At 59.1% G+C, this 24854-nt stretch carries 29 protein-coding genes, 1 tRNA gene and 1 pseudogene; 21 read left to right on the top strand and 10 right to left on the bottom strand.

What is annotated here, in order from left to right; all coding sequences use genetic code 11:
- Positions 1-21 precede the first annotated feature (21 nt).
- The 6 genes from AC30D9_RS05460 to AC30D9_RS05435 are packed head-to-tail and all read left to right on the top strand — an operon-like array spanning position 22 to position 5969.
- On the top strand, positions 22-1575 hold the full coding sequence (locus AC30D9_RS05460) for a sugar ABC transporter ATP-binding protein (protein ID WP_490143603.1): 1554 nt from the start codon (positions 22-24) through the stop codon (positions 1573-1575).
- A complete protein-coding gene (locus AC30D9_RS05455; protein ID WP_490143602.1) occupies positions 1572-2549 on the top strand; it encodes an ABC transporter permease in 978 nt (325 codons plus the stop codon). Before AC30D9_RS05460 ends, AC30D9_RS05455 begins: the two co-directional genes overlap by 4 nt.
- 3 nt (positions 2550-2552) lie before the next feature.
- Positions 2553-3572: a LacI family DNA-binding transcriptional regulator gene (locus AC30D9_RS05450; RefSeq protein WP_134925024.1), complete on the top strand. Its 1020-nt coding sequence runs from the start codon at positions 2553-2555 to the stop codon at positions 3570-3572.
- A gap of 23 nt (positions 3573-3595) precedes the next feature.
- Complete coding sequence (gene rbsK / locus AC30D9_RS05445; protein WP_490143601.1) at positions 3596-4510, top strand: ribokinase; 915 nt, start codon at positions 3596-3598, stop codon at positions 4508-4510.
- Positions 4507-4911 (top strand): D-ribose pyranase, encoded by a 405-nt coding sequence (gene rbsD / locus AC30D9_RS05440; protein ID WP_307571740.1) that lies wholly within the window; start codon positions 4507-4509, stop codon positions 4909-4911. Before rbsK ends, rbsD begins: the two co-directional genes overlap by 4 nt.
- 29 nt (positions 4912-4940) lie before the next feature.
- Complete coding sequence (locus tag AC30D9_RS05435; RefSeq protein WP_134925021.1) at positions 4941-5969, top strand: nucleoside hydrolase; 1029 nt, start codon at positions 4941-4943, stop codon at positions 5967-5969.
- A gap of 48 nt (positions 5970-6017) precedes the next feature.
- Here the strand turns inward: AC30D9_RS05435 and AC30D9_RS05430 are convergent, their stop codons facing one another.
- Positions 6018-6215, bottom strand: a complete 198-nt coding sequence (locus tag AC30D9_RS05430) for a hypothetical protein (protein ID WP_134925020.1) — start codon at positions 6213-6215, stop codon at positions 6018-6020.
- 130 nt (positions 6216-6345) lie between these two features.
- Here AC30D9_RS05430 and AC30D9_RS05425 point away from each other — a divergent pair, with 130 nt between their 5' ends.
- Positions 6346-6651, top strand: coding sequence for a hypothetical protein (locus tag AC30D9_RS05425; protein ID WP_490143600.1), 306 nt, complete (start codon positions 6346-6348; stop codon positions 6649-6651).
- 164 nt (positions 6652-6815) lie between these two features.
- Positions 6816-7127 carry an I78 family peptidase inhibitor gene (locus AC30D9_RS05420; protein WP_307571742.1) on the top strand — a complete coding sequence of 104 codons (312 nt, stop codon included), beginning with the start codon at positions 6816-6818 and terminating at the stop codon, positions 7125-7127.
- Between the two features lie 68 nt (positions 7128-7195).
- Here AC30D9_RS05420 and AC30D9_RS05415 read toward each other — a convergent pair whose 3' ends face one another.
- The gene (locus tag AC30D9_RS05415) at positions 7196-7408 is read right to left on the bottom strand and encodes a cold-shock protein (protein WP_003179963.1); all 213 of its coding nucleotides are present in this window, start codon (positions 7406-7408) and stop codon (positions 7196-7198) included.
- Between the two features lie 288 nt (positions 7409-7696).
- Positions 7697-7999, bottom strand: a complete 303-nt coding sequence (locus AC30D9_RS05410) for a hypothetical protein (protein ID WP_129394684.1) — start codon at positions 7997-7999, stop codon at positions 7697-7699.
- 375 nt (positions 8000-8374) lie between these two features.
- On the opposite strand from AC30D9_RS05410, the gene thrS reads away from it, so the two are divergent.
- The 10 genes from thrS (at position 8375) to AC30D9_RS05360 (ending at position 16328) form a co-directional block, all read left to right on the top strand.
- A complete protein-coding gene (gene thrS / locus AC30D9_RS05405) occupies positions 8375-10297 on the top strand; it encodes a threonine--tRNA ligase (RefSeq protein WP_109754696.1) in 1923 nt (640 codons plus the stop codon).
- A complete protein-coding gene (gene infC / locus AC30D9_RS05400; protein WP_169432615.1) occupies positions 10297-10848 on the top strand; it encodes a translation initiation factor IF-3 in 552 nt (183 codons plus the stop codon). Before thrS ends, infC begins: the two co-directional genes overlap by 1 nt.
- A 60-nt stretch (positions 10849-10908) precedes the next feature.
- On the top strand, positions 10909-11103 hold the full coding sequence (gene rpmI, locus AC30D9_RS05395; RefSeq protein ID WP_002553160.1) for a 50S ribosomal protein L35: 195 nt from the start codon (positions 10909-10911) through the stop codon (positions 11101-11103).
- 30 nt (positions 11104-11133) lie between these two features.
- The gene (gene rplT / locus AC30D9_RS05390) at positions 11134-11490 is read left to right on the top strand and encodes a 50S ribosomal protein L20 (protein WP_002553161.1); all 357 of its coding nucleotides are present in this window, start codon (positions 11134-11136) and stop codon (positions 11488-11490) included.
- Positions 11491-11599: 109 nt separating this feature from the next.
- Positions 11600-12616 carry a phenylalanine--tRNA ligase subunit alpha gene (pheS, locus tag AC30D9_RS05385; protein ID WP_490143599.1) on the top strand — a complete coding sequence of 339 codons (1017 nt, stop codon included), beginning with the start codon at positions 11600-11602 and terminating at the stop codon, positions 12614-12616.
- Positions 12617-12651: 35 nt separating this feature from the next.
- The gene (gene pheT / locus AC30D9_RS05380; RefSeq protein WP_307571745.1) at positions 12652-15030 is read left to right on the top strand and encodes a phenylalanine--tRNA ligase subunit beta; all 2379 of its coding nucleotides are present in this window, start codon (positions 12652-12654) and stop codon (positions 15028-15030) included.
- Between the two features lie 3 nt (positions 15031-15033).
- Positions 15034-15336 (top strand): integration host factor subunit alpha, encoded by a 303-nt coding sequence (gene ihfA, locus AC30D9_RS05375; protein ID WP_002553164.1) that lies wholly within the window; start codon positions 15034-15036, stop codon positions 15334-15336.
- A complete protein-coding gene (locus AC30D9_RS05370) occupies positions 15317-15673 on the top strand; it encodes a MerR family transcriptional regulator (protein ID WP_003179985.1) in 357 nt (118 codons plus the stop codon). The genes ihfA and AC30D9_RS05370 overlap by 20 nt, the downstream gene beginning before the upstream one ends.
- A gap of 91 nt (positions 15674-15764) precedes the next feature.
- A tRNA-Pro gene (locus AC30D9_RS05365) sits at positions 15765-15841 on the top strand.
- A 247-nt stretch (positions 15842-16088) separates the two neighbouring features.
- Positions 16089-16328 (top strand): YceK/YidQ family lipoprotein, encoded by a 240-nt coding sequence (locus AC30D9_RS05360; protein ID WP_109754712.1) that lies wholly within the window; start codon positions 16089-16091, stop codon positions 16326-16328.
- A gap of 32 nt (positions 16329-16360) precedes the next feature.
- Here AC30D9_RS05360 and AC30D9_RS05355 read toward each other — a convergent pair whose 3' ends face one another.
- The 4 genes from AC30D9_RS05355 to AC30D9_RS05340 form a co-directional block, all read right to left on the bottom strand.
- Positions 16361-18379, bottom strand: a complete 2019-nt coding sequence (locus tag AC30D9_RS05355) for a DKNYY domain-containing protein (protein ID WP_490143598.1) — start codon at positions 18377-18379, stop codon at positions 16361-16363.
- A 103-nt stretch (positions 18380-18482) separates the two neighbouring features.
- On the bottom strand, positions 18483-18569 hold the full coding sequence (locus AC30D9_RS05350; RefSeq protein WP_442087941.1) for a small membrane protein YohP: 87 nt from the start codon (positions 18567-18569) through the stop codon (positions 18483-18485).
- Positions 18570-18650: 81 nt separating this feature from the next.
- Positions 18651-18914 (bottom strand): hypothetical protein, encoded by a 264-nt coding sequence (locus tag AC30D9_RS05345; RefSeq protein ID WP_134925000.1) that lies wholly within the window; start codon positions 18912-18914, stop codon positions 18651-18653.
- 321 nt (positions 18915-19235) lie between these two features.
- Positions 19236-19856 (bottom strand): TetR/AcrR family transcriptional regulator, encoded by a 621-nt coding sequence (locus AC30D9_RS05340; protein ID WP_134924999.1) that lies wholly within the window; start codon positions 19854-19856, stop codon positions 19236-19238.
- A gap of 163 nt (positions 19857-20019) precedes the next feature.
- Between AC30D9_RS05340 and AC30D9_RS05335 the strand changes: the two genes are divergently transcribed.
- Positions 20020-20460 carry a hotdog fold domain-containing protein gene (locus tag AC30D9_RS05335; protein WP_490143597.1) on the top strand — a complete coding sequence of 147 codons (441 nt, stop codon included), beginning with the start codon at positions 20020-20022 and terminating at the stop codon, positions 20458-20460.
- 106 nt (positions 20461-20566) lie between these two features.
- On the top strand, positions 20567-20977 hold the full coding sequence (locus AC30D9_RS05330) for a PhnD/SsuA/transferrin family substrate-binding protein (RefSeq protein ID WP_490143737.1): 411 nt from the start codon (positions 20567-20569) through the stop codon (positions 20975-20977).
- Between the two features lie 36 nt (positions 20978-21013).
- On the opposite strand, the gene AC30D9_RS05325 is transcribed toward AC30D9_RS05330, so the two are convergent.
- Entirely contained in the window at positions 21014-21781 is a 768-nt protein-coding gene (locus AC30D9_RS05325) for a methyl-accepting chemotaxis protein (protein WP_432421869.1), read from the bottom strand.
- Positions 21782-21874: 93 nt separating this feature from the next.
- Positions 21875-22957 (bottom strand): annotated as a pseudogene (locus tag AC30D9_RS05320) (HAMP domain-containing protein); the annotation flags it as partial.
- A 293-nt stretch (positions 22958-23250) separates the two neighbouring features.
- Here AC30D9_RS05320 and AC30D9_RS05315 point away from each other — a divergent pair.
- Complete coding sequence (locus AC30D9_RS05315) at positions 23251-24294, top strand: GlxA family transcriptional regulator (protein ID WP_307571759.1); 1044 nt, start codon at positions 23251-23253, stop codon at positions 24292-24294.
- Positions 24295-24382: 88 nt separating this feature from the next.
- On the opposite strand, the gene AC30D9_RS05310 is transcribed toward AC30D9_RS05315, so the two are convergent.
- Positions 24383-24784 (bottom strand): hypothetical protein, encoded by a 402-nt coding sequence (locus AC30D9_RS05310; protein WP_307571760.1) that lies wholly within the window; start codon positions 24782-24784, stop codon positions 24383-24385.
- Positions 24785-24854 lie beyond the last annotated feature (70 nt).

Below are 24854 nucleotides of genomic sequence, written 5' to 3'. Positions count from 1 at the left end.
GAGCGCATTGGAGAGTTTGTTATGTCCGTTCGCGACCCGAACGCTGTCCTGCGCGTCAGCGGTATCGGCAAGACCTATGCCCAGCCAGTACTGACCGATATCAACCTGACGTTGATGCGCGGGGAGGTGCTGGCGCTGACCGGCGAAAATGGCGCTGGTAAAAGCACCTTGTCCAAGATCATCGGCGGGCTGGTGACGCCAACGACCGGGCAGATGCAATTCCAGGGTCAGGATTATCGTCCCGGCAGCCGTACCCAGGCCGAAGAGCTGGGCGTGCGCATGGTGATGCAGGAACTCAACCTGCTGCCGACCCTTTCCGTGGCCGAAAATCTGTTTCTCGACAACCTGCCCAACCACGGCGGCTGGATCAGCCGCAAGCAATTGCGCAAGGCGGCCATCGAGGCCATGGCCCAGGTGGGGCTCGATGCCATCGATCCCGATACGCTGGTCGGCGAGCTGGGGATCGGCCATCAACAGATGGTCGAGATCGCCCGCAATCTGATCGGTGATTGCCATGTGCTGATTCTCGATGAGCCGACCGCCATGTTGACGGCCAGGGAAGTCGAGATGCTCTTTGAGCAGATCACTCGCTTGCAGGCTCGCGGCGTGTCGATCATCTACATTTCCCATCGCCTCGAAGAGCTGGCGCGGGTCGCCCAGCGCATTGCAGTGCTGCGTGATGGCAACCTGGTCTGCGTCGAGCCGATGATCAACTACGACAGCGAACAACTGGTGACCCTGATGGTTGGCCGGGAACTGGGCGAGCATATCGACCTGGGCCCGCGCCAGATCGGCGCGCCGGCGCTGACCGTTAAAGGTCTGACGCGTGCAGACAAGGTCCGCGACGTGTCCTTCGAAGTGCGCAGTGGCGAGATCTTCGGCATCTCCGGCCTGATCGGGGCAGGGCGGACTGAACTGTTGCGGCTGATCTTCGGTGCCGATACGGCCGACAGCGGCACGGTAGCGCTGGGTTCGCCGGCCCAGGTCGTGAGCATTCGCTCCCCGGCCGATGCGGTGGCCCATGGCATTGCGTTGATCACCGAAGACCGCAAGGGTGAAGGCCTGCTGCTGACCCAATCGATCGCCGCCAACATTGCCCTGGGCAACATGCCGGAGATTTCCAGCGCTGGCCTGGTCAATGGCAGCGCTGAACTGGCCTTGGCGCAGCGACAGGTCGATGCCATGCGTATCCGCAGTTCCAGCCCGACCCAACTGGTGTCCGAGCTTTCGGGCGGCAACCAGCAGAAAGTCGTGATCGGTCGCTGGCTCGAGCGCGACTGCGCGGTCATGCTGTTCGACGAGCCGACCCGGGGCATCGACGTCGGCGCCAAATTCGACATTTATGCGCTGCTCGGCGAGCTGACTCGCCAGGGCAAGGCGTTGGTCGTGGTGTCCAGTGATCTGCGGGAACTGATGTTGATCTGTGACCGGATCGGCGTGTTGTCCGCCGGGCGCCTGATCGACACCTTCGAGCGCGACAGCTGGACCCAGGATGACTTGCTTGCCGCCGCATTCGCCGGCTACCAGAAACGTGATGCGTTGCTCAACGAAGCAGCGCCTAGGGATCTTTCATGAAAACCGCATCTGCCGTCGGAAAATCGAGTGGCAATTTCTATGGCCTCGGTACCTACCTGGGCCTGGCCGGCGCGTTGTTGGCCATGGTGGCGCTGTTCTCGATCCTGAGCAGCCATTTCCTGTCCTATGACACCTTCAGCACCCTGGCCAACCAGATTCCGGACCTCATGGTCTTGGCGGTCGGCATGACCTTCATCCTGATCATCGGCGGCATCGATCTGTCAGTGGGCTCGGTGCTGGCGCTGGCGGCGTCGACGGTCAGCGTGGCCGTACTCGGCTGGGGCTGGAGTGTCTGGCCATCGGCGTTGCTCGGCATGGCCGTGGCGGCGCTGGCGGGGACGGTCACCGGTTCGATTACCGTGGCGTGGCGGATTCCATCGTTCATCGTCTCTCTTGGCGTGCTGGAGATGGCCCGTGGCCTGGCGTACCAGATGACTGGCTCGCGCACCGCCTACATCGGCGATTCCTTCGCCTGGTTGTCCAACCCTATCGCCTTTGGCATTTCACCTTCGTTCATCATCGCCTTGTTGATGATCTTCATTGCCCAGGCGGTGCTGACCCGGACGGTGTTCGGTCGCTACCTGATCGGCATCGGCACCAATGAAGAGGCCGTGCGCCTGGCTGGTATCAATCCAAGGCCCTACAAGATCCTGGTGTTCAGCCTGATGGGCTTGCTGGCCGGTGTGGCCGCGCTGTTCCAGATCTCCCGCCTGGAGGCGGCGGATCCGAACGCCGGCTCGGGGCTCGAACTGCAGGTCATCGCTGCCGTGGTGATCGGCGGCACCAGCCTGATGGGTGGGCGTGGTTCGGTCATCAGCACCTTCTTTGGCGTGCTGATCATCTCCGTGCTGGCGGCGGGCCTGGCGCAGATCGGCGCCACCGAACCGACCAAGCGCATCATTACCGGTGCGGTGATCGTGGTGGCGGTCGTGCTCGATACCTATCGCAGCCAGCGCGCCAGTCGGCGGGGCTGAACCATGGCGACGATCAAGGATGTAGCAGCGCTCGCAGGGATTTCCTACACGACCGTGTCTCATGTAGTGAACAAAACGCGGCCGGTCAGCGAAGAGGTGCGGCTCAAGGTCGAGGCGGCCATCGCGCACCTGGATTACGTGCCCAGCGCCGTGGCCCGTTCGCTCAAGGCCAAGACCACGGCGACTATCGGCCTGCTGGTGCCCAACAGCCTCAACCCGTACTTCGCCGAATTGGCCCGGGGCATCGAGGATTACTGTGAGCGCAATGGCTATTGCGTGATCCTGTGCAACTCCGACGACAACCCGGACAAGCAACGCAGCTACCTGCGGGTACTGCTGGAAAAGCGTATCGACGGCTTGATCGTCGCGTCCGCTGGCGGCGATGTCGGCCTGGCCGAGGGGCTGGCCAACGTGCGCACGCCCATGGTGATCGTCGACCGCGGGCTCGATGGCGTCGACGCCGACCTGGTGCGCATTGATCATGAATACGGCGCCTATCTGGCGACCCGGCACCTGTTGGAGCTGGGGCACCACGATATCGCCTTCATTGGCGGCCCGGCCGACACCAGCGTGGCGCAGATGCGTCTGGCCGGTTACTGCCGGGCGCTGAAAGAGGCTGGGATCGAGCTGCCCGCCGAGCGCATGCTCGAGAGCGATTTCACCAGTACCGGCGGCTACCGCGCCGCCGCGCAACTGCTGGAACAGCTGCCGCCGAGCGCGATCTTTGCGGCCAACGACATGATCGGCATTGGTGTGCTGCGCGCCGCCGCCGAGCGTAATGTGCGCGTGCCCAGCGAACTGTCGGTCATCGGTTTCGATGACATTCAGATGAGCCGTTATGTCTACCCGGCATTGACCACGGTAGGGCAGTCGATCCTGCAACTCGGCGAGATGGCGGCCGAAGTGCTGCTGCGACGAATTGCGACGCCAGGCCTTGCCACCGACCAGCGGATCGTGACCCCGAGTATTGTCTTGCGAGAGTCGACTGCGCCGCTGTCCGGCACATTCGCCCAATACCGCTGAACCGAATTGATGAGTAGTGATGTATGCCAGCAAAAGTAGTGGTAATAGGTAGCCTGAACATGGACCTGGTAACTCGGGCGCCGCGTCTGCCGCGTGGTGGTGAAACATTGATCGGTGAGTCGTTCTCCACCATCCCGGGCGGCAAGGGTGCCAACCAGGCATTGTCCGCCGCGCGCTTGGGCGCGCAGGTGTCGATGGTTGGTTGCGTGGGCAGCGATGCCTATGGCGAGCAATTGCGTGGCGGGCTGTCGGCCGAGGGGATCGACTGCCAGGCGGTCAGCGTGGTGGAGGGTTCCAGCGGCGTGGCGCTGATCGTCGTCGACGACAGCAGCCAGAACGCGATCGTTATCGTCGCCGGTGCCAACGGTGCGCTCACCCCTGAAGTCTTGGGCGGTGTCGATCAAGTGCTGCAAAGCGCCGATGTCATCATTTGCCAGCTCGAAGTGCCGGATGCCACTGTTGGCCATGCCCTCAAGCGCGGGCGTGAGTTGGGCAAGGTCGTCATCCTCAATCCGGCGCCGGCCTCCCATACATTGCCGGCCGATTGGTACGCCTGCGTCGATTACCTGATTCCCAATGAAAGCGAAGCCGCGGTCTTGAGCGGGCTGGCGGTGGATTCCCTGGAAACCGCCGAAGCCGCCGCAGCGCATCTGATTGCCGCCGGGGCTGGCAAGGTGATCGTGACCCTGGGCGCCCAGGGCCTGATGTTCGCCAACGGCACGAGCTTCGAACACTTCCCAGCCCCGCGGGTCAAGGCGGTGGACACCACGGCCGCCGGCGACACCTTTGTCGGCGGCTTCGCGGCAGCCTTGGCCAGTGGCAAGAGCGAGGTCGACGCGATTCGTTTCGGCCAGGTTGCCGCGGCGCTGTCGGTCACCCGCGCCGGTGCGCAGCCCTCAATACCCACGTTGCTGGAAGTACAGGCCTTCAAATCATGAAAAAGACACCGTTGTTGAACGTGGCACTGTCGCGACTGATCGCCTCTCTCGGCCATGGCGACAAAGTGGTCATCGGTGATGCCGGGCTGCCGGTACCGCCCCAGGTCGAACTGATCGACCTGGCCTTGACCCACGGCATTCCTGATTTCGTCAGCACCTTGAAGGTGGTGCTCAGCGAAATGCAGGTAGAGCGCCACGTGCTGGCAGAGGAAATTTTCGACAAGCAACCGTCCGCCCTGACGACGCTGGAGGTGCTGCATGCCGAGGGTGCGTTGGGCGAGCGGGAGCTGGTCAGTCATGAGCAGTTCAAGACCATCAGCCGACAAGCTCGGGCGATCATTCGCACAGGCGAGTGTTCTCCATATTGCAACATCGTGCTGATCGCTGGAGTCACGTTCTAACCCTGTCAACCCTGCACAAGGAGTGCGCCATGCACCGCTATGCTCAGAAAATGCATCAACTGTTCCGGAGTCTGCTGCTTTTGTCATTGATCACTGCTACAAGCGCCCAGGCGGCGGAAAAGATCGACCTGATCATCGACACCGACCCGGGGGCCGATGACGTGGTGGCGTTGCTGTTCGCCCTGGCGTCCCCTGAAGAACTGCATATCCGTGCGCTGACCACCGTCGCCGGCAATGTTCGCCTGGACAAGACCTCCCGCAATGCTCGCCTGGCGCGGGAGTGGGCGGGGCGCGAAGACGTGCCGGTATATGCCGGGGCGCCGAAACCGCTGATGCGCACGCCGATCTACGCGGAAAACATCCATGGCAAGGAAGGCCTGTCGGGTGTCACTGTGCATGAGCCGAAGAAGGGATTGGCCGAGGGCAATGCCGTCAACTACCTGATCGACACCCTCAAGGCCGCCAAGCCCCACAGCATCACCATTGCCATGCTCGGCCCGCAGACCAACCTGGCCCTGGCGCTGATCCAGGAGCCGGACATTGTCCAGGGCATCAAGGAAGTGGTGATCATGGGCGGTGCGCACTTCAACGGTGGCAATATCACGCCTGTGGCAGAATTCAACCTGTTCGCCGACCCACAGGCGGCGGAGATCGTCGCGAAAAGCGGCTTGAAGCTGACCTATCTGCCCCTGGACGTGACCCACAAGGTCCTCACTAGCGAAGCGCGCCTGAAGCAGATCGCCGCAGTGAACAACAACGCCAGCAAACTGGTGGGCGACATCCTCAACGAGTACGTCAAGGGCGACATGGAGCATTACGGCATGACCGGTGGGCCGGTGCACGACGCGACGGTGATTGCCTATCTGCTCAAGCCGCAGTTGTTTACCGGCCGTTCGGTCAACCTCGTGGTGGACAGTCGTGAAGGCCCGACTTTCGGACAGACCATCGTCGACTGGTACGACGGCTTGAAGGCGCCCAAGAATGCCTTCTGGGTGGAGAACGGTGATGCCCAGGGCTTCTTCGATCTGCTGACCGAGCGTCTGGCACGTCTCAAGTAACCCGACTCGTGGCGGCCCCGCAGGCCATCGTCTGCGGGTGCCCGAATTTCACTCAACCGTTTCGGCGACGTTCGGGTATCGCTCGAACGCCTGCTGGATGAATTTCTGCGCGGCCTCCGTTCCCAGCTCCTTGACCAGCAGGTCGATACCAATAATTGCCAGCTCTTCCGCGGTACTGGGGCTGTAGGAGCTATGTCCCTCTGACCATTTGGCATTGATGGTGACTTCGATACTGACGGTGCTCATGGTGGGGCTCGCGAGTTGGGAGGTCTGTAGGCTGAGTTAACCATTTTTGCAGTGGGTTTGGCACTGCGACTTAGGCATCGGGTAAGGGCTGTGCGACACTTGTTTTTTGATTTCTGGAAGGAGCCCTGCCGTGCAGATCGATTTGAACGCGCCTGACGGGTTGACCCTTGAGTCTGTTCGTCAGTTGCTGGCTTCTGCCAGTGATGACGAGCACACCCAATTGCGCGTGACCAAGGGGGGGGTCGCCTATTTGTCTTCAGGTGTGGTGGGGGGCGCCGACATCGATGGCTTGCTGTTTCGGCTTGAGACGTGGGCCAAAGGTTCCGGCTATGTCGGGCGGGTCGCGGCCAGCGACGAGGTCTGGGTCATGCAGATCTACAATGCGCTGAAAGACAACTGGCCAAATCCACCCTTCGATTACATTGACGTTTACTGAGCGCCGTTCATATTCAGTCACGATTCATGTCTGACCAGGGTGAGCGGGGTCAGGCAAACTGCCGGTTTTCCGGATGAGGGGAGGCTGATGGCCATGGTCTTGAAACCAAGTACCGTTTGGGCTGTCGCACGCTCTCTGTTTATTTATTGAAAAAAGGAGGCTTCATGCCTTGGAAGCTCGCGTCATTGAGTACTTTGCTGGCCGCCGTGGTCTTGAGTGGTTGCAGCAGCACCTCTGAATCGACCCCCGACCCCGTGGCCGAGACCGGTCACAGCCGCTGCGAAGCAAAGGCGGCCGAGTTCGCCATCGGCAAGCAGGCCTCGCCGCAATTGCTGGAGCAGGCCCGTACCCGCGCCGGCGCGCAGAATGCGCGGATCCTCAAGCCCAATGACATGGTTACGCTTGAGTACCGCTCCGATCGCCTGAACCTCAATACCGACGCCAACCTGGTGGTCAACCGGGTCAACTGCGGCTGATTGGCGGCTTTCAATCGCCCATAAAAAACCCCGTCACATGGACGGGGTTTTTTTAGTGCGCCGAGAAATTACTCAGGGCGAACTTGTGCAGCTTGCATACCCTTTTGGCCTTTCTCAGCCACGAAGGAAACGGTCTGGCCTTCTTTCAGGCTTTTGAAACCGTCGCTTTCGATAGCTTTGAAGTGTACGAACAGGTCGTCACCGCCACCTTGAGGAGTGATGAAGCCGAAGCCTTTTTCATCGTTGAACCATTTAACGGTGCCGGTTTGGCGATTAGACATGGTGTATCTCCAAGAAACATATATTTTCAGTGTACTGTGCTGCTCAGGCCAACTGGGCACACCCGGGTATCATAGTCGAAATGTTCGATTTGGGAGCCCCCCGGAGGCGCTGTTTGCCAATCAGTCGTGTTTTCTTTACCGCCTGAACTGGCTGAAAGCCCCGGTTTTAAAGGCTTTCAGCGCAAAATAAAGACGATAAAAAAAGCTGTAAAACCTGCATAAATAGTACGAAAAAGCGCTTTTTGGGGCCGTTTATCGGCCTTGGGCTGGATCAAAAGCTGCGGTTGTTCACTTTTTCGCCGGCGTGTTGGCCTTGCATTTGGCGATCTGGCCAAGGGCTTTCTGCTGCAATTCTGGGGTGGCCTTGTTGTCCATCAGCGCCTGGATATCACTCGCCGGGTAGGACTTGATGGCGTCGGCGCCACAGGCGCAGTGGGATTTCGCCGCCGCCGCACCAATCTGTGGGGTAGCCGCCTGCGTGCACTGGGCCATGTATTTGTCCCGCTCGCCCTTCGGCCAGTCGGCGTGGGCACTCAACGGCAGCAACAGAACAATGGGGGCGACTACGGCGAACAGGGTATTGAGACGCATGCGAGGATGCTCCTTGTGGGTCAATGTGCTGTTATTCGAGGGCGTTAGGGCCGATCTAGTTCAGCACTCTGGCATAAAAGCGGACGATTTGCCTTCCTGTGACAGCCTTGTGCATCGATGACCGTTCATCTGTGCTAGCATGCCGGGCTCGGGTATTTTCAGGCTCCGGACGGCAACCCGCCCCGGCAGCGGCAAATATTCGAATAACCCTGATTTGAATCCCAGTCACTCTGGTTCGGTTTTCCCGGTTGGCCGCAAGGCTCCTGCCGCTGTAAGGCAGGCGTTCGTCATTGAATGGCCTGGACTGGATCTTGTACTGGCTCATCCCAACCCACGTGACCTTTGGTAGGGGTCACCACTAGGAGAGGAGGCGCCATGCCAACTATTACTCTTCCCGACGGCAGTCAACGTTCATTCGACCACCCGGTTTCCGTAGCCGAGGTCGCCGCATCCATCGGCGCGGGCCTGGCCAAGGCCACCCTGGCCGGCAAGGTCAACGGCAAGCTGGTCGACGCCAGTGACGTCATCGACAGCGACGCCACGCTGCAAATCATCACGCCAAAGGATGAAGAGGGGCTGGAGATCATTCGCCACTCTTGCGCGCACCTGGTCGGCCATGCGGTCAAGCAGTTGTACCCGAGCGCGAAGATGGTCATCGGGCCAGTCATCGATGAAGGCTTCTATTACGACATCGCCTTCGAGCGGCCTTTCACGCCGGACGACATGGCCGCCATCGAACAGCGCATGCAGCAACTGATCGAGAAAGATTACGACGTCATCAAGAAAGTCACCCCGCGCGCCGAAGTCATCGAAGTGTTCAAGGCCCGTGGCGAGGATTACAAGCTGCGTCTGGTGGAAGACATGCCGGACGAGCAGGCCATGGGCCTGTACTATCACGAAGAATACGTCGACATGTGCCGTGGTCCGCACGTGCCGAACACGCGCTTCCTGAAATCCTTCAAGCTGACCAAGCTGTCCGGCGCCTACTGGCGTGGCGATGCGAAGAACGAGCAGTTGCAGCGCGTCTATGGCACCGCCTGGGCGGACAAGAAGCAACTGGCGGCTTACATCCAGCGTATTGAAGAAGCCGAGAAGCGCGATCACCGCAAGATCGGCAAGCGCCTGGGCCTGTTCCATACCCAGGAAGAGTCCCCAGGCATGGTGTTCTGGCACCCGAACGGCTGGACGATGTACCAGGTGCTCGAGCAGTACATGCGCCAGGTCCAGCGTGAAAACGGCTACCTGGAGATCAAGACACCGCAAGTGGTGGACCGCAGCCTGTGGGAGAAATCCGGGCACTGGGCCAACTACGCCGACAACATGTTCACCACCCAGTCGGAAAACCGCGACTACGCCATCAAGCCGATGAACTGCCCTTGCCACGTGCAGGTGTTCAACCAGGGCCTGAAGAGCTACCGCGAGCTGCCGATGCGCCTGGCCGAGTTCGGTGCCTGCCACCGCAACGAGCCGTCGGGTGCGCTGCACGGCATCATGCGTGTGCGTGCGTTCACCCAGGACGATGCGCACATCTTCTGCACCGAAGAGCAGATGCAGGCCGAATCCGCCGCTTTCATCAAGCTGACCATGGATGTCTACCGGGACTTCGGCTTCACCGAAGTCGAGATGAAGCTGTCCACTCGTCCGGAAAAACGCGTTGGTTCCGATGAACTGTGGGATCGCGCCGAAGCAGCCCTGGCCGCCGCCCTCGATAGCGCGGGCCTTGCGTATGACCTGCAACCGGGCGAGGGGGCTTTCTACGGTCCGAAGATCGAGTTCTCGCTGAAAGATTGCCTTGGTCGCGTGTGGCAGTGTGGTACCCTGCAGCTCGATTTTAACCTGCCGATCCGTCTGGGCGCCGAATACGTGTCCGAAGACAACAGCCGCAAGCACCCGGTCATGCTTCACCGCGCGATCCTCGGTTCGTTCGAGCGCTTCGTCGGGATTCTGATCGAACACTACGAGGGCGCGTTCCCCGCGTGGTTGGCGCCGACCCAGGCAGTGATCATGAATATCACTGATAAACAGGCAGATTTTGCCGCCGAAGTCGAAAAAACTCTCAACCAAAGCGGGTTTCGTGCCAAGTCCGACTTGAGAAATGAAAAGATCGGCTTTAAAATCCGCGAGCATACTTTGCTCAAGGTTCCCTTTCTCTTGGTTATTGGAGATCGGGAGGTCGAGATGCAGACTGTCGCTGTGCGTACTCGTGAAGGTGCTGACCTGGGCTCGATGCCCGTCGCCGAATTCGCTGAGTTTCTCGCGCAAGCGGTTTCCCGGCGTGGTCGCCCAGATTTGGAGTAATTATTATTAAGCGTGAAATGAGACAAGATAAACGAGCTGCACCGAAAGCCCCGATCAACGAGAATATCTCGGCACGCGAGGTTCGGTTAATTGGCGCTGACGGCGAGCAGATTGGCATCGTCTCGATTGATGAAGCGCTTCGTATTGCTGAAGAAGCCAAGCTTGATCTGGTAGAAATTTCCGCAGACGCAGTCCCGCCGGTTTGCCGGGTGATGGACTACGGCAAGTCTATCTTCGAAAAGAAGAAGCAGATTGCCGCGGCGAAGAAAAACCAGAAGCAGATTCAGGTAAAAGAAATCAAGTTTCGTCCAGGGACGGAGGAAGGGGATTACCAGGTAAAACTGCGCAACCTGGTACGTTTCCTGAGTGACGGGGACAGGGCCAAGGTATCCTTGCGATTCCGCGGCCGTGAGATGGCCCACCAGGAGCTGGGGATGGAACTCCTCAAGCGGGTTGAACAAGACCTGCTCGAGTACGGTTCGGTCGAACAGCATCCTAAGATGGAAGGACGCCAGCTGATCATGGTCATCGCCCCGAAAAAGAAGAAGTAATCACCAGGGCACGGCAGGCCTTGCGATTATGTTTATCAACTGAATGCGGAGTATCCGAACATGCCAAAGATGAAGACCAAAAGTGGTGCTGCTAAGCGGTTTCTGAAAACTGCTAACGGTATCAAGCACAAGCACGCTTTCAAGAGCCACATCCTGACCAAAATGTCGACCAAGCGTAAGCGTCAACTGCGCGGTAGCAGCTTGCTGCATCCGTCTGACGTGGCAAAAGTCGAGCGCATGCTGCGCCTTCGTTAATTTTTGGATCAAGAATAGAGGAAGTAACTCATGGCTCGTGTAAAGCGTGGCGTCATTGCCCGTAAGCGTCACAAAAAAATTCTGAAACTTGCTAAAGGCTACTACGGCGCGCGTTCCCGCGTATTCCGTGTTGCCAAGCAAGCGGTAATCAAGGCAGGCCAATACGCCTACCGTGACCGTCGTCAGAAAAAACGTCAGTTCCGCGCTCTGTGGATCGCTCGTATCAATGCTGGTGCTCGTGTTAACGGTCTGTCCTACAGCCGTTTCATCGCTGGCCTGAAAAAAGCGTCCATCGAGATCGACCGTAAGGTTCTGGCTGATCTGGCAGTGAACGAAAAAGCGGCGTTTGCTGCGATTGTCGAGAAAGCTAAAGCCACCTTGGCTTAAGTACCCCCGGCAGTCACCGGGGCCCGCATCTGTGGGCCCAGGTGTCAAACGTCATAAATAGGGGAAGAGCCTTAAAGCTCTTCCCCTATTTCGTATCTGGAGTCTGTACATGGAAAACCTGGACGCGCTGGTCGCTCAAGCACTAGAGGCTGTGCAAAGCGCTGAAGATATCAATGCCCTGGAGCAAATCCGGGTTCTGTACCTTGGCAAGAAGGGCGAATTGACCCAGGTGATGAAGACCCTGGGGAACCTGCCGGCCGAAGAGCGTCCGCAGGTCGGTGCGCTGATCAACGTTGCCAAGGAGCGTGTCACAGAGGTCCTCAATGCGCGCAAGGCGTTGTTCGAGGAGGCGGACCTGGCCGCCAAGCTCGCCGCCGAGTCCATCGACGTGACCCTGCCTGGCCGTGGCCAGACTTCCGGTGGCCTGCATCCGGTGACCCGGACCCTGGAACGCATCGAGCAGTTCTTCACCCACATCGGCTACGGCATTGCCGAAGGCCCTGAGGTCGAAGACGACTACCACAACTTCGAAGCGCTCAACATCCCAGGCCATCACCCGGCCCGGTCGATGCATGACACCTTCTATTTCAATGCGAACATGCTGTTGCGCACCCATACCTCGCCGGTACAGGTCCGCACCATGGAATCGCAGCAGCCGCCGATCCGCATCGTCTGCCCAGGCCGTGTGTATCGCAGCGACTCCGATATCACCCACTCGCCGATGTTCCACCAGGTCGAAGGCCTGCTGATCGATCGCGACATCAATTTCGCCGACCTGAAAGGCACTATCGAAGAGTTCCTGCGGGTGTTCTTCGAAAAAGAACTGGCCGTGCGTTTCCGTCCTTCGTACTTTCCGTTCACCGAGCCATCGGCTGAAGTCGACATGGAATGCGTGATGTGCAGCGGTAAAGGCTGCCGCGTCTGCAAACAGACTGGCTGGCTGGAAGTCATGGGCTGCGGCATGGTTCACCCGAACGTGCTGCGCATGTCCGGGATCGATCCGGAAGAGTTCTCGGGCTTTGCTTTCGGCATGGGCGCCGAGCGCCTGGCCATGCTGCGTTACGGTGTGAATGACTTGCGCCTGTTCTTCGACAACGACTTGCGATTCCTTGCGCAATTTCGCTAGGCCGCAGCCGGTAACGAATCTATTAGGAGAGCAGGATGAAATTCAGTGAACAATGGCTGCGCGGCTGGGTAAGCCCGCAGGTAAGTCGGGACGAGCTGGTTGCTCGCCTGTCGATGGCCGGCCTCGAGGTCGATAGCGTGACCCCCGCCGCCGGCGAGTTCAGCGGTGTGGTAGTGGGCGAGGTGCTGGGCACCGAGCAGCACCCGGACGCTGACAAACTGCGGGTTTGCCAGGTCAGCAATGGCGCGGAAACCTTCCAGGTCGTCTGCGGTGCGCCCAATGTGCGCCCGGGCCTGAAGATCCCATTCGCCATGATCGGCGCCGAACTGCCGGGCGACTTCAAGATCAAGAAAGCCAAGCTGCGTGGCGTCGAGTCCAATGGCATGTTGTGCTCCCAGGCTGAACTGCAGATTGGCGAAGGCAACGATGGCCTCATGGAGCTTCCGGCTGACGCGCCGGTAGGCCAGGATATTCGTGAATACCTGGGCCTGGACGACGCCAGCATCGAGGTCGACCTGACGCCGAACCGTGGCGACTGCCTGTCCCTGGCCGGCCTGGCCCGTGAAGTTGGCGCGCTGTATGCCGCTCCGGTGACGCGCCCTGTGGTGGCGAGCGTGCCGGCTGTGCACGATGAAGTGCGTTCGGTTGAAGTACTGGCGCCAGCGGCGTGCCCGCGTTACCTGGGCCGTGTGATCCGTAACGTCGACCTGTCCAAGCCGACGCCGCTGTGGATGGTCGAGCGCCTGCGTCGCGCCGACGTGCGCAGCATCGACGCTGCCGTCGACATCACCAACTATGTGATGCTGGAGCTGGGTCAACCGCTGCATGCGTTCGATCTCGCCGAAATCAACGGTGGCATCCGCGTACGCATGGCCGAAGAAGGCGAGAAGCTGGTGTTGCTCGATGGTCAGGAAGTGACCCTGCGCAGTGACACCCTGGTGATTGCCGATCATTCCCGCGCCCTGGCGATTGCCGGCGTGATGGGCGGCGAGCACAGTGGTGTGTCCGCCACGACCCGCGACGTATTCCTGGAAAGCGCGTTCTTCGACCAGATTGCTGTCGCTGGCAAGGCTCGCTCCTATGGCCTGCACACTGACGCCTCACACCGTTACGAGCGCGGCGTGGACTGGCAACTGGCCCGTGAAGCCATGGAGCGCGCCACTGGCCTGCTGCTGGAGATCACCGGTGGCGAAGCCGGCCCGATCATCGAGACTGTCAGCGAACAGCACCTGCCCAAGATTGCACCGGTCACCCTGCGTGCCCAACGCATCACCCAAATGCTGGGCATGGAGATGGACCCGGCTGAAGTCGAGCGCCTGCTCAGTGCCCTGGGCCTGAACATCAGCGCTGATGGGGCAGGGCAGTGGCGCGTCGAAGTGCCAAGCCATCGCTTCGATATCAGCCTGGAAGTCGACCTGATCGAAGAACTGGCTCGCCTGTACGGGTACAACCGCCTGCCGGTTCGCTACCCGCAAGCGCGCCTGGCCCCACAGGCCAAGGCTGAAGCCCGTAGCAACCTGCCGGAATTGCGCCGTTTGCTGGTGGCCCGTGGATATCAGGAAGCGATCACCTACAGCTTCATCGATCCACGCCAGTTCGAGCTGTTCAACCCCGGTGTCGAGCCGCTGTTGCTGGCCAACCCGATCTCCAACGACATGGCCGCCATGCGCTCGTCCCTGTGGCCAGGTCTGGTCAAGTCGCTGCAGCACAACTTGAACCGCCAGCAGGATCGCGTGCGGCTGTTCGAAAGCGGCCTGCGCTTCGTTGGTCAGTTGGAAGGTTTGAAACAAGAGCCGATGCTGGCCGGTGTTGTTTGCGGCAGCCGTTTGCCGGAAGGCTGGGCGCAAGGTCGTGATGTCGTCGATTTCTTCGACGTCAAGGCCGACGTCGAAGCGGTGCTGGGTTTTGCCGGTGCACTCGACGCGTTCACATTCGTACCGGGCAAGCATCCGGCGCTGCACCCGGGGCAGACCGCACGCATCGAGCGCGAAGGGCGTGAAGTCGGTTATGTAGGGGCGATTCACCCTGAACTGTCGAAAACCCTGGGGCTTGATCGTCCGGTGTTCGTCTTCGAGCTGGTCCTCGCCGAAGTGGCGCAGGGGAAAATGCCGAAATTCCAGGAGTTATCACGCTTTCCTGAAGTGCGACGTGACCTTGCATTGCTGGCCGATCGCGACGTTGCATCCAGTGCCGTACTGGACGTAATCCGTGAAAATGCAGGCGAATGGCTCACGGACCTCAGGCTATTTGACGTGTATCAGGGTAAAGGCATTGATCCGCATAGAAAAAGCCTTGCAGTCGGCTTGACCTGGCAGCATCCATCGCGCACTCTTAATGACGATGAGGTGAATACCGCAACGCAGAACATCCTCACCTCGCTCGAAAACAGGTTGAACGCCACGTTAAGGAAGTGACGTATGGGGGCTCTGACGAAAGCTGAGATGGCGGAACGTCTGTATGAGGAGTTGGGCCTGAATAAACGGGAGGCCAAAGAATTGGTCGAACTGTTTTTCGAAGAAATCAGGCACGCTCTGGAAGACAACGAGCAGGTCAAATTGTCCGGTTTCGGCAATTTCGATCTTCGGGACAAACGCCAGCGGCCTGGCCGCAATCCGAAAACGGGAGAAGAAATCCCGATCACGGCTCGCCGTGTGGTCACCTTTCGTCCAGGGCAGAAGTTGAAGGCCCGAGTTGAGGCTTATGCTGGAACCAAGTCATAACGACGAACTACCCGTCATCCCGGGCAAACGCTACTTCACCATTGGTGAAGTCAGCGAGCTGTGTGCGGTAAAACCACACGTGCTGCGCTATTGGGAGCAGGAGTTTCCTCAACTCAACCCGGTCAAGCGCCGCGGAAACCGCCGGTACTATCAGCGCCAAGACGTGCTGATGATCCGGCAGATCCGCGCGCTGCTCTATGATCAGGGGTTCACCATCGGCGGCGCGCGCTTGCGCCTCTCCGGTGATGAGGCCAAGGACGACACAACCCAGTACAAACAGATGATCCGCCAGATGATCGCCGAGCTCGAAGATGTGCTGGTGGTGCTCAAGAAATAAAATTTCTGCTTTTAAATACTTCCAGTTTTCAAAAGCTTGCGATATATTCCTGAGCGTTCCGCTGAGAAGCGAAACAAGATTCACGCCTAGTCGGGGCGTAGCGCAGTCCGGTAGCGCACTAGCATGGGGTGCTAGGGGTCGAGTGTTCGAATCACTCCGTCCCGACCATATTCACTGAGTAAAATCAGGCAGTTAAGCCGATCAGATAGATCGGCTTTTTTGTGCCTGCGCAAAACTACCCTGTCTTTGAACGCCATCATTCGCAAGCCAAACCAGCGCTTGCGGGAAAGGACTGTTTGTCCGCTGAAAGGGCTCACTGGCATTCCAGTTGATCTGCGGTGACATTGGCAGATTGCTGATCCGCTGCCCGTCATGCTCCGGGCCGCTCTTCGCAAAGAAGTAATAAGGACATTACGTGCTACAAAAACTGATTCTGCTGATTTTGATCACCAGCTTAAGCGGCTGCATGGCCACCGCCATGCGGATGGATTACGACAAGCACCGATGCCCCTACATCGGCCTGCGCTTTGACTGGTGGCTGGTGGGCACGTCCAAAGGAAAGCTGATCCCTTTTTTGCTTATCGACGCACCGTTCTCATTGGTGGTCGATACAGTATTCTTCCCCTTCGAGTATCAATACAGCTGCAACTTCTAAGGACGGCGATTCATACAGGACACGGCGGGGGATTATGGCTGTGACGCGGTTTGAAGCGATTCCCGATAATGCGCTTCGTCGACTTCGGTCAGGCTCGCATAACCGTCGTAATGGTAGATTCGATGCTGGTCACGGGCATAGCGCTCAGTCAGAAATTCGAAGGTCGCCAGATTGATCCGCTTGGCACTCAACGGGCGTCGGTGGCAGAACAACTTGCGCGTGCCCAGTTGCAGGAAATCGGGATGCGGCACGCGGACTTCATCAGGATCGAATGCCACGTCCAGCGGCTTGCCTTCCGAGAGGATCAAGGTGGGGCTGACGGCATAGGTGCCGAGAATGCGAGTATCGGAAGGGTGTAGCCGTTTTTTCGCTTCGCCGTAGTAATACACCGCGTCCTGGTCCTTGGCCCAACCATGCCCACAGGACTCGAAAGTAGCCGCGTGTGCCTTACGAATCGGTTCGGGGGGATGATAGAAAATCCGGTGACAGAACACCGTTTTACCGTCCGTCAGGTAGGGCGAACCGAGTGAGCGGAAGTGCTCTGCGGGTTCCTGGGAAAACCGTTCGGGCACTTCCGTTTGCGCGTTATGAAACGGGATCAGATACAAGCCTTGGGCATCGCCGCACAGGTGCGTGTCGAGCAATTTGAAACTTGCTGCGTCCAGTCCATGGACCACGCGTCCATGGAAATACACTTGGTCGCCTAGTTCGAAACCGAGACCGATGGCCTGTAGCGGCTGCGTTTCCGAGTGCGTTTGCGTGACTTCAGGCTGTGCCTGCAAACGGTGCCACCAATAACCTTCCAACTGCGGATGGGCTTCGAAGTAAGGAGCCCACGCCTCTTGCATGGCCGCATCGATGATACCGCCAGAGCCCAGTGGGCCGTGCTTGTCGCCTGCCAGCACGGGCGCGTAATCCTGCTCATTGCGATAGAGTTGGGTCACCACGAAGCTTTCTACATCGACATCAAGGCGTTTCTGGCGCCGGTAGACGTGCTGCTGATCGCGGTAGTAATCGAACCCCAAGTGGCGAAAGCTCGGGCCATGGGCGTCGCGCAAACGGGTCCCGGCAGCGTAGACGAACGCGTCGTCCACGGCAAAATAGTCATCCTCATATTCGCTGACGCTGACCACGCGGCCGCACTCATCGAACGCTGGTTGCCAGCACTTGAGCAGGCGGAAATCGCCAACGTAGCGGATGGTTTTGCCAGTCAGGTAATAGGCACGTTGCTTGTCCTTGGCGTAGCGTTCGTTCAGCACGGTGAAGGTCGTCAGGTCTGCATTGTCGATGCGGTAGAAATACTCGTAGGAAATGCTCGAACCTTGCTGTGCTTGCACAATGATCGACTGCCCGTCGGTGCCCCAGCGTTGGGCGAGCATCCGGAAGTCGTCCGGGTTGGCGATCGGCAGCGGCGTGCCGTCCTTTTGGTGCAGGGGCTTGAAGCCCCTGTAGACCTGATCGTCGATCACTCGATAGGAAGGATGATTGCAATAGCGCACCCGTGCCGTGGCACTGCCGATAAATTGTCCCTGTAGAAAGAGGTTCACACCGTCACTGAACAAGGCAGAAGCGGAGGTCGCCGAGGCTGGCGATGATGCCAACAGGGCAAGGCGGCTAGGGCTTGCTTGCGGGATTCGAGTGATCGCATAGTCGCCGAACCAATAGGCGACGGTATCGTCACGCCAGTACTGGTGGCCGAGGCTTTCCAGACCCTGGTCGAACCGGAACGGCAGGGCCTGAAGTGCATGGTAGCCGTGGCGCTCCCGGTAGGGCGCAAGCAGGTAGTAATCACGCAAGGCATCGCGCAAGACCCAAGGGTTGCGTCGATGCCGCCACACCGGCTGACCGGCCAGCAGGGGCGAGGGCGGATAGTGCCCAGCGCCGGCACATTGTGCTAACTCGCTGGGTCGTGCGCTTTGAGGGTTGAGCATGATGTACACATCAGGCACTTGCCCGTCGCCCAGCAGCACATCGTCCATGAATGCGAAGCCTTGGTGCCATTCAAGCTGCAGCAGCTCCCAGTCAGCAATAGCCGTGTCTATGTCTGTCATGTCATTGCGACCTGAACGTCTGATGGTGGTGACTACCCTGAGCATCAGATCGCAGGCTTCGCCAGCTCCTACTGAGCCAAGCCAATGGCCGCAACTGCCACGCTCAGAAAATGAACTTGAACAGCGCGATCACCACGATCAGGCCAATCAGGAAAATGATACCTACGGTACCGCCAAGGAATTTCAACATAAGAACGCTCTCATCGGATGGGCTTAATCGTCTAGACCGCTACCGATAACGCTCGTTTCGTTGAATATTCATTCGTGGTGATCAATGAACCGCGAAGGACCTTGGCACCGGCACATGCTCGAATTTTGAAATGGTCTTGATCCAGTAGCGGCGATAGTCCGTCTGGTCCGGTGCCAGCGGTTTGTGGCCCGACCATGGGTGCTTCGCCTTCAGGCTGGCGCGGTATGCCTCCCATTCTTTTTGCTCGGCCACTTCCCTGGCTTTGCTCCGGTCATCGAACCAACCCAGAACGTAAGCTTCGCCCTGGTCCGTGCCGTGCGCTATCAGCAAATAAATCTCTGTCATGACTGACCCTACCGTTCGGTCCTGCGCCCCAGTCGCGGGGTCTTATTCTGGGTATCGGCCGTTACTTGATGTTTTTGAGATTTATTGGTGATGTGGATCCGGGTGAGTTGTAGCCCAGCTGACTGATCATCGAGATGACGTGCCAGGCACGCTGGCAGGGATTGGGTCAGGCTCATTGAAGTGGCTCTATTCTTGGAATTGTGAGCGGGGGAATATCCCCTGGCACTTCGACTTCAAGTCCCGGTCGTGGGTGATGCTTGAGCGCAACGGCCAGAGTTGACTGGGAGCGCCAGCAACCGGGAGAAAACCGGCACGAACTTCTCAGCCGCCAGCGCCAACGGCACGCCAGGCGGCCTCGGCCAACTGCTGCCGGTAGAGTTCAGGGCTGCGTTTGACGCGGCCAGAGAGCCAGGCGCGGCAATAGCTTTCCGCCGAACCGATGATCAGTGATGGGATCAGCTCAAAAGGCAGTTCCTGCAAATCCTGCTGGTGGGCCGGGTCGCTGAACCATTTCTTGAGTTCGGCGTTCCTGGCCAGATTCGCCTCGGCAAGCCGCTCCTTGAAGCTGCTTTGCGCGACCGCAAAGCGTGCCTGGTACTGGAACCGCGCCCAATCGGGTTGGCTGACCACCCAGTCCACGTAGCTGTACACCAAGGCCTGGACCCATTCCTGGGTCGACGTGACGGTGCTGAGGTAGCTATCCCTGAGCCGCGCCTGATCATCCAGGGCGGTCATGTACAACGCCGCGACCAAGCCTTCCTTGTTATCGAAATGGTGATAGATCGCCCCCACGCTCATCTGGCTTTCGGCACGGATGATATCGATGGTGGTCGCTTCGATGCCTTGCTGGTTAAACAGCGCCAGGGCGCATCGGAGGATGTGCCGCTTGGACTCGGCACGACGCCCTGGGTAGCAGCGCTCGAGGAGATCGACAGGTTCCATTTTTCGGCCCAGGCAAAAAGGGGCCATGGTAATTGAAACGAGGGCTCGGGACGAGCGATTGACAGGTCAGGCATTTACAGAATAATGTTCTGTAACAGAGCAATATTCTGTGATTGAGTAATGTTCTGTCCATGACTCCAGCCCACCTGACCAGAGATCCCCCATGAGCCAGACTCTCAGCATGTACCAAAGCGTTGGCGCTTGCGCTTTCAGCAATATGGCCTGCCAGATGGCACCGTACTTCGGCACTATCAACCCGGAAATTTCTGTGTTGACCCCCGGTCGCGGTGAAGTGAAGGTGCCGTTTTGCAAGGAAATCACCAATCACCTGGCTTCCGTTCACGCGATCGCACTGTGCAACGCGGCAGAGCTCGCAGGCGGCATGATGACCGAGGTGTCCATCCCCAGCGGAGCGCGCTGGATTCCCAAAGGCATGACGGTCGAATACCTGGCCAAGGCCAAGACTTCCATTCATGCGATTGCTGATGGCAGCGAAATCGACTGGCAGACCCCGGGCGATAAGGTCGTCCCGGTTGATATCTTCGACGAGGGTGGCGTGAAGGTCTTCACGGCGCGTATCACCATGAACGTGAAAGTCGGCTAGGTCGCCCGCTCCATCATGCGTCGACCGTTTCTGCCAGATGCGCCATCAGCCACTGGCGGAAGCGGTTTACGCCGAGTGGATCAGCAAAGCGTAGCTGTTGATATTGATGTGCCGCCGAGGTTCGAGTGACCCTGGTTTTTTCTCGAAACTATCGGTCACGGGATCGCACAGGGAGAGCCTTCGAAGACTGAAAGCCTATGACGGTGATCTCGCCTCCATAGACAGCGTCACCTACGACTATCTTGCGAGGGATAACAGTGACGAGATCGAAGGCTTGAGGATCTTGGTGCGAAGTGTGCGCAGTCCTTGCCTGCCTTACATCACCTCGTTACGTCGAACAGCGGCCGACGCAGATTCAATCAGGAGCGCAATGAATGAAGCCTTGAGCCAGCTGCCTGAGGTTTCTCGTGACCTGGCGATCAAGCAAGTGCTGCCAGCCAGCGAGGCGGACTATGAGTGTCTTCTGGAATATGAGCGCAGTGCGCTCCATTGCGGCTTTTCGTTTGTAGCGTCGTGAGCGGCGAGCCGTCCCTGGCTCGCCACTTCGAGCAATCTAGAACTTGAAGCGCCCAACCAATCCCTTGAGCTGTCCGGAAATATCCGTCAAGCGCCCAGAACCGGTCTGCGCCGAGTGGGCGAATTCCTCGACCAACTGGGCGTCGGCATGGATCTGCGCGATGTGCCGGTTGATGTCTTCGGCCACCTGGTGCTGTTCCTCTGCCGCCGTGGCGATCTGAGTGTTCTGGTCGCGAATCGAATCCACCGAGTTGCGGATCTTGTCGAAACTGTCGCGGGCCTGTTGGATGCGTTCCACGCTGGTTTGCGACACCTGCAGGCTGCTTTGCATCTGCTGGGTGACTTCCTGGGTGCGCCGCGCGAGGTTGCCCAGCAGGCTGTCGATTTCGCCCGTGGAGTCGGCGGTACGGCGTGCCAGGGCGCGGACTTCGTCGGCTACCACGGCAAAGCCGCGACCTTGATCGCCGGCCCGCGCGGCCTCGATGGCGGCGTTGAGGGCCAGCAGGTTGGTCTGCTCGGCGATGGAACGAATGGTGTCGAGAATGGTGTTGATGTTCTTGCTGTCCTGTTCCAGCGCCTGCATGGTCTGCGTCGACTGCTGCAGGTCCTCGCTCAGTTTCAGCACGCTGCCGGTGGCTTCGCCGATGTGATGCTGGCCGTCGTGCACGTCACGGTAACCTTCGTCCGCGCTGGAGGCCGCCTGGCTGCACGAGCGGGCAACTTCGTTGGCAGTGGCGACCATTTCGTTGAACGCGGTGCTGACCAGCTCCACGGCCTGGCGCTGGCGCCCGGCAGCGTCGTTCATGTTCTGGGCCACGTGGCTGGTATCGGCCGCAGCCGTTTGCAGGTCGGAAGAGGCGCTGCCGATACGCTGCATCAGTTGCGCGATCATGCCCAGGAACTGGTTGAACCAGCCTGCCAGGGTGGCGGTTTCGTCCTTGCCTTGTACCGAGAGTTTGCGGGTGAGGTCGCCTTCACCTTCGGCGATTTCCTGCAGGCCATCGGCAACCCCGCGGATCGGCCGCACGATTACGCTGGCGAAACTGGCACCCACCACGGCGAAGACCACGGCCAGCGCGGCTGCGATGGCGGCGATCAGCCAAGTCAGGCTCGAGGCCTCGGCCATCACTTCATCGCGCTTGATCAGGCCGATGAAGCGCCAGCCCAACCCTTTGGAGCTGACCACGTTGGCCATGTAGGGCACACCATCGATCTCGATCTGGGTCACGCCATCGCTGCTTTTGGCCAGCTCGGCATAGTTGGGGCCCAGGTCGGCCAACGGCTTGAAGTTGTGCTTGGCATCGGCAGCATCGACCAGGACGTTGCCGTTGGCTTCGACCAGCATCAGGTAGCCGCTTTCGCCCAGCTTGATGTTCTTGACCAGTTCGGTCAGTTGCTTGAGCGAGACGTCCAGGCCGACAACACCCACCAGCTTGCCGGCGGCGTCGGAAACCGTATGCACGATGCCGATCAGTGACACATCATCTGGCGCCCAGTAATACGCGTCTGTGCGCACGGTGGTGCCCGGAGAGGCGATGGCGGCCTTGTACCATGGACGTACCCGTGGGTCGTAATTGGAGATTTTCGGGTCGTCCGGCCAGCTGGCATAGCCGCCGTCGGCCAGGCCTACGGAAAGATAGGCGGTGGTCGGATGGCTCTTGGCGAATCTGTCGAAGATCTCCAAAAGCTGCTTGTTGATCTCAGGGAGAGGAATTTGTGCGGCATCGGCGCCGGAGTAGTTTTTCAGGTCCTTGGCTGCGACGATCCGTGGATCCTTGGCGATGTATTCGACGTTCTGGCTGATGCCATCGAAGAACTGCTTCATGCCGTTGTCGATCTGACGGATTTCACGGCCGCTACTGTCCAGGAAGTTGGTTTTTGCGGCGTCGCGCAGGTTCAGCACGACAAGCACCGCCACCAGGATAACCGGAAGGCAGGCGATGGCCGCGAACGCCCATGTCAGCTTCTGTTTGATATTCATGACTTCTCCCGCGGAATATTTTAAGTGTTGGAGCGGCGGAAACAGCAGTGGTTGGCGTTGCGAGTCTCTGGAAGGGAAAAGCGCCCATGCCTACAACCCATGTATCGACCAAAGTCCTAGGCACTTGAGGCCGTCCGTTTTGGCGCGGGTCGATCAGTAGAGGGCGTCGGTGCGATTGCAGCCGGTTTGACTAGCCTGGAAGATAGCGTGGTTTGCTCTGTCTCTTTGCCTTGTGGTTAACGGCATCCATCTGCAGCAAACCCTCATCGTCTTTAAGGTATTAACGAGGCCCTATGCCAAGCGCATTCGAGAGCGTACTCAAAAACAAGAACATGGCTTATCGACCGCTCGGATCGGCACCTGCCAGCCAGTCGCCGATCCGCGTCGCGTTTGTATTGATGGACAACTTCTCGATGATGTCCTTCACCGGTGCGGTGGACGCGCTGGTGACCGCCAACCTGATGAGCGACATGCCCCTCTATGAAGTGCTGACGGTGGGGGTGTCAGGAGGACAAGTGACGAGCGACCTGGGCATTGTCATCTCGACCGACATCGAGCTGGCGCAGATGCCGGAAAACCAGGACGTGTTGATCGTCGCCGGCGGCTTTCGGGTGAAATTGCAAGGCCACCCCTTGCTGCGGCGCAAGCTGCGCGCCAATGCGGCGTCCGGGGCGATACTGGGAGGGCTGTGGAATGGCGTCTTCTTTGTGGCTGATGCCAATCTGCTGGACGGTTTCGAATGCGCTGTCCACCCGGAAAGCCGCGCCATGATGGCGGAGATGTTTCCTCACGTGAAGGTGTCCAACCGCGCCTACGTGGTTGATCGGGAGCGGGTCAGTTGCGCCGGCGCCAACAGCTCGCTGCGCATGATGCTCCAGTTGATTCGCCAGACGGGCGGGGCGGCACTGGTGGGGGCCATCGAGGAAATTCTTCGCTGTGATGAGTCGGGCGATGATGCGACAGACTTGCCGCCGGTCTTCATCGAGACCGACCCGACGCTGCCGGAAAGCCTCAAGCTGGCTTTGGAGCTGATGTGGCAAAACGTAGAAGAGCCCCTGACCATCGATGAGCTGGCAGCGTGCGTCAAGATTTCCAAGCGGCAGTTGGAGCGGCGATTCTGCAGTTTTCTCGGTGCCACCCCAACACGCTATTACCTGGAGCTGCGCTTGACACGTGCCCGTCAGCTTATCCAGCAAACCAATCGGTCCGTGACTGAAATCGCCGTGGCGACGGGCTTCGTCAGCTCCCCGCACTTCCAGCGTCGTTTCCGGGATTTCTTTGGTGTGCCGCCTGGCAGCTATCGTTCGAAATCGGAGCGCAAACAGGCGTTGCGATAGCGCCGCTGCCCGTTCAGGGATGATTTTTGGCGCGGGTGAGGGGTGCTGCGCCCCTCAGGAAGCAAACTCTCGCATCACGGACACAAAATCAGCCGTTGTCGTCGGTTTGTATTTCGGTGGACAGGTCTTCAGTTTGCGAAGCGGTCAAGGTCGAATTCTTGCAGAGCAACTTGCCCACTTCGTCGGCTATCGAGCCGCCGATGATTCGCCCTTGCATCTGGTCGAACTGGGCTTTTTCCAGCGCTGCGAGGCTGTTGTACATCCCCATATATCGTACATTTTGGTTGGCGCAGTCGAGTTCGAATTTTGTGTAGTTGGTAAAGTAGGCACCTGTTCTCTGTACGGTGGCCTGGATGGCTGAACCGGTGTTGACAGAGGAGACGATGGAGTACACGGCATCCGAATCATCGTAAAGGTATTTGATGTTCTGGACGTCTGCGGCAGCACTGCACGCAATCGAGATTAAAGCGAGGGATAGGACGATTTTCATGCTTTCTTCCATGAAATAAGCAGGTCAGGAAAGTTGGTGGCAAAGTGAAATCATTTTGCCTAAGGCCCAT

Source organism: Pseudomonas sp. DF11, assembly GCF_058148565.1.
This window is presented reverse-complemented; position numbering and strand designations above follow the sequence as displayed.